The organism is Pseudomonas rossensis (assembly GCF_039888995.1).
Lineage (GTDB): Bacteria > Pseudomonadota > Gammaproteobacteria > Pseudomonadales > Pseudomonadaceae > Aquipseudomonas > Aquipseudomonas rossensis.
Genome location: NZ_JBBWCB010000237.1, coordinates 1 through 4,516 on the forward strand (window position 1 = coordinate 1; position 4,516 = coordinate 4,516).

General features: G+C 61.7%; 4 protein-coding genes and 1 pseudogene. All 5 read right to left on the reverse strand.

Annotated elements, in window-relative coordinates:
- Positions 1 to 549 (reverse strand): annotated as a pseudogene (locus WLY71_RS29725) (L-lactate permease); the annotation flags it as partial.
- A 17-nt stretch (positions 550 to 566) separates the two neighbouring features.
- Entirely contained in the window at positions 567 to 1,181 is a 615-nt protein-coding gene (locus WLY71_RS29730) for a glutathione S-transferase family protein (RefSeq protein WP_347806418.1), read from the reverse strand.
- Positions 1,178 to 2,959 (reverse strand): FAD/NAD(P)-binding protein, encoded by a 1,782-nt coding sequence (locus WLY71_RS29735; protein ID WP_347806419.1) that lies wholly within the window; start codon positions 2,957 to 2,959, stop codon positions 1,178 to 1,180. The genes WLY71_RS29730 and WLY71_RS29735 overlap by 4 nt, the downstream gene beginning before the upstream one ends.
- On the reverse strand, positions 2,953 to 3,984 hold the full coding sequence (gene sbnB / locus WLY71_RS29740) for a 2,3-diaminopropionate biosynthesis protein SbnB (RefSeq protein WP_347806420.1): 1,032 nt from the start codon (positions 3,982 to 3,984) through the stop codon (positions 2,953 to 2,955). Before sbnB ends, WLY71_RS29735 begins: the two co-directional genes overlap by 7 nt.
- A 6-nt stretch (positions 3,985 to 3,990) precedes the next feature.
- Positions 3,991 to 4,516: pyridoxal-phosphate dependent enzyme (locus WLY71_RS29745; RefSeq protein ID WP_347806421.1), on the reverse strand; the 526-nt coding region annotated here is incomplete at its 5' end.

The following is a 4,516-nucleotide window of genomic DNA, read 5'->3' on the forward strand; positions in this document are numbered from 1 at the left end:
GATCAGCGCCGAATGGCTGCCAAGGGTTTCCGCCGGCAAGTGCGCTAGCAACGCGCCGATCACCGTGGCCAGACCCAAGGTGCCCCATGGCATGATGACCATGCCGGCCAGGGCAATTTTCATCCCCGACTGACGCGTGAACAGGCCCATGAGCAAGGGCACGGTAGCGATCAGCGAGACACCGAAACCGGTCATCGCTTCCAGCAGCGGCGCCAGGCCCAGCACGATGAAAATGACTTGTGCCGGTGGCGTCCAGCCGAGCTCCTTGACCCAGGCGCCGATGGCCTGCGGCGCACCACCGCGCTCGACCAGGATGACGAAGGCCAGCCCCGGTACGATCACGCACGCGGTGCTGAGAAACAGGATCGTGGTGTCCTGAAAGATCGCCGCGGCGATCGTCGTGGACACAGGCCCGGCCGCGTCCAATGCCCACAGCACGAGCACCAGCACCACACCCGCCAGCGCGGCTTGTACCGGTGGCCGGCGGACGATCAGGATCAATGCGATCACCAGAGCGATCGGCGACATTTGCAACAAGAGAGAGCTCATACACAGTTTTCCTTAACTTAATCGTGAGTCTGCCCGCTGTACTCGGTCGCCCGCATGGACGCGCGCTCACAAAAAGTCTGATACCACTCGGTCAGGCGTGCTTGAGCGCAAAAGTCCGATAGTTGGCGAAAGGCAATCCAGTCGAGCGCAGTCGCCAGGGCAATGTGGCCGATGGTGATCGGGCCATTGAGGTCGACGTGTTCTTCGATGAAGCGGTAAGCCTCTTTGAGTTTGAAGGCTTGACCGTCGGCGTAGGCCGGATAGCGCAAGGCCTCCGGGCGACGCTCGACTTCCCAACGCAGCTTGATGCCGACATCGCACATGCCCTGCGCCAAGGCCTGAAGGCGCAGCGCCTTATAGCGCTCGGGGCCGCTTGCCGGGATGAGTTTCGGCCCGTCGCTCAGGTCGTCGAGGTATTCACAAATCACGATGGAGTCGAACAGCGCCGTGTCGTCGGGCAGCATCAGCACCGGTACTTTGCCCAACGGGTTGGCCTTGTAGATGACCTCATTCGGCGACGTCGGGCTGGTCTCGTGGTGGATGACTTCCAGGTTCGAAGCAATCCCGAGTTCGTGAGCCAGCACCAGTACTTTGCGGGCGTAGGGCGAATGCGTCTGGTAGAAAAGTTTCATGCTGGAGTACCTGCCTGGAGGATTGCAGTGGCCGCGCGATGGGCGTCCATGAACAAACGCGAGGGCGTACCCGCCGAGGTGACGTAGTGGTTGTAGTAGCAAGAGCCTTCGGCGAGCGGGCCGAGTACCCAGATGTTGCGTACCGGTTCGCCCGAAATCGACTTGGGATGACACGCCGCATCGACATCGATGCCGTCGATGCCCGGCTCGTTGCTCCTCGGACGGATCAGGCCCAGTCGCGCGAGATCGCGCACCGGCGCGCAGTCGCTGTTGGTCACGCCACTGCCCTGGACATAGCCGGCAACACGCCGGAAGTTGTCTATCGCAGGTCGTGAGCCGGGCTTGAGGAACGTCAGCAGGCCCGCGTCACACAGGGCGAGCAGGTCGGCGTGGCGCTCTTTCTGCGGGCCAGCGACGAGGCGGTTGATCGCCTTGTGCCAACGGCCGTAGAACTGGCGATGCGAGGCGTCGGTCAGCCCGTCGAAATCCACGGCTTCGCGCAGTCGGTCACGCAGATCGCGCCAGACCTCGATGGCCGCTTTGATCGCCGATTCCCCACGCCCAAGCCGCGATTCGTACAGGTCAGCTTCGATCGTGTCGTAGATCCAGGCGTGATAGTTGTAAGGCGTCACGTCGTCGGGCATTGCGTGCCAGATCAGCGCCTGCGGATTGATCGAGCCGCAGGTAGCTTCGTAATCGCGCAGCATCGCTTCGCAAGCGACAATCCCCGGACTGCCCGCAACACTGACGGCCCTGAGTTGTGCCAGCACCTGCTCCGGCCCTGATTGGCCGTGCAGGACGGCGACGGCTGCAGCCCGCATCTCCAGCAGCATGAGCGGCAGGATGTCCTGCTCGAAATCCAGTTGTCGGTTTTGTGCATTCGCGCGCAAGGCTTCGATGCGCGCACTCGTCAGCAGCACGGCTTGGTGGCGGGGATTTTCTATCAGGCCATTGGGACGGGTTCGAAACGGCAGCCCGTCCCGCGACTGAATAAAGATCACCGGCTCGCGACCTGACGGTTCATAGGCGTGACTGGCGTCGGCCATCCGCTTGTAGTGTCCGCCCCGTCCAGAGGTGAGCGCCGCCAAGGTGTCCATCGCGCCCAGTCCCAGACCTTCGATCAGCACGGTTTCGCCGGGCTCAATGGCATCGAGGCTGCGAGGCAGCGGATAGATGTTCTCGACGCGTTTGTGATCAGCAGTTTGCAGGCGACCGGTGTGGCCGACCGTCAGGATCAGCCGGTCCACCGTCACCGCAGCCCCGGAGGCGCTTTGCAGAACGTACTGTTGACCGTCATTGCGCTCGACAGCCGTGACAGCTTGCTGATGCAGATTCACGCTCACCCACTGCGGGGCTGTGGCGAGGATTTGTGCAAAAGCGTCTGCCAGGTAAGCCCCAAGCAAATGACGCGGCAGGAAGTCCTGCGGCTCGACATCGCGCCCATCGGCGGCGAGCAAGCCGCTGTCCGGATCGACTTTGAGCCGTTGCGCGCGGCACCACGTCAGGAAATCCGGACCCGATCGTTCCCGTGCATCCGCAAGGTTCCCGAATGCTACCGCATCCGGGAATACCCCGAGCTGGCCGGCAACGGTGTTGAGCAGCAGGTAGTCCGGTTGGTCCGGCCAATGCGCGCCGCTACCGAGCACATTGGGATCGAAAATGTCGATGACGACGGGTTGCTCCGGGCGCTCTTCAGCAAGGCTCAACAGGCGTTCGAAAATCGACAGCCCGCGCGATCCGCAGCCGACCAGGCCGATGTGCAGAGGCGCCTTCACCATCTGCGCTCCTCCCCGAAGAAGGATGGAATGGCGACAGCCGAACCGTCCTTGACCGCGATGTCGTGGATCATTCGGCCAATCGCCAGATCGAGTATGCCCATGCCGAACGGCGAATAGATCAGCGGTTTGTCCGTGGCGACTTGCAGATCGCCGCGAATCAGCTGCGCCACGGTGCCGGTGACGAACTTGCGATGACCATACTTCTGCTCGGCCAGGTGCGGCGAGGTATTGGCTTTCAGGCAATGGGTGACGTCGTCGAAGTAGTTGTAACTTTCCTCGATGATTTCTGCGCCGATATCACGCAGCGAGATGTTCAGCACGATCTGCCCCGGGCGGAATGTCCCTCTGCCTTTGACATAAGGCTCGCCGGCACTGGTGGCGAACACCACGATGTCGGCGGTCAGTGCGTCTGCAAGCGACAACAGCCGCACATCCGGCAGGCCGAGTTGTTCGCCGAATGTGGCCAGCGCTTGAGCGGATTCGAGGTTGAGGTCATGAATGTCGACACTGTCGAAAGACCAATCGTCGGCGATGAACGTCTCAAGGATGTTACGGGAAATCACCCCGCCACCAATGATCGACAGCCTTGGCGCGCTGCGGCTTTGGCCATTGAGCCACCAGGCGCCGAGCACCGCGGATGCCGCCGTGCGCACCGCACTGATCAACGCGCCTTCCAGAAGGGCATAGGGATAGCCAGTGTCCGGATCGTTGAGGATCAGCACCGCCGACGCGCGCGGAATGCCCGACTTGATGTTATCGGGATAACTGGCAATCCACTTGATCCCGGAGACCGATTGATCGCCCTCGCTGTCGACGATCGCCGCCGGCAAGGCAATGATCCGGTTCGCCGGTTCCGCCGGAAAACGCAGGAAGTAACTGTCGGGGTTAACGGTTTCGCCGCGTTCATGGGTCAGGTAAGTCTGCGCGACGATCTCGATGGCTTCCTGACGAAGTCCGTTGAGTATGTCCTTGACGACTGCGCCGGGAATGACGTGGAACGGTTGAATCGAAGTCTGAGTGGTCATTGGGAATTACGCCGAAAGTGCCAGAGCGATTTCTGGGAAAAGTGGATGCAGCGCTGCTGCGCCGATGCGCTGGGAAACCCAGTCGTCGGAATAGATGGTTTCGAGGTAGCGCTCACCCATGTCCGGAGAGATCGTCACAACGACATCGTCGGGACGAATGTTCGGCGCCCATTGCTGGATACCCGCGAGGACAGTGCCGGTGGAGCCGCCGAAGAGCAGACCGTAGCGTTGCGCCAGCCAGCGGCAGACCTTGATCGTCTGTTCCTCGGGAATCGACAGGAAGTCGTGAATACCGGACGGCTCGAATATCTCCGGCAGGCGGCTGGTGCCGAGCCCCGGAATATGGCGCGTCTCCCCCGGTAGACCAAACGTGACCGAGCCGACGGTATCGACGGCGATGACTTTGGTGTGCGGATGATGTTCGGCGAAGTAGTTCTTGCAGCCCATCAGCGTGCCGGTCGTGCCAGCGCCGACAAACAAGTAATCCACGTGTGGAAACTTTTGGGCAATGGACCTGGCCGTCGCTTGATAG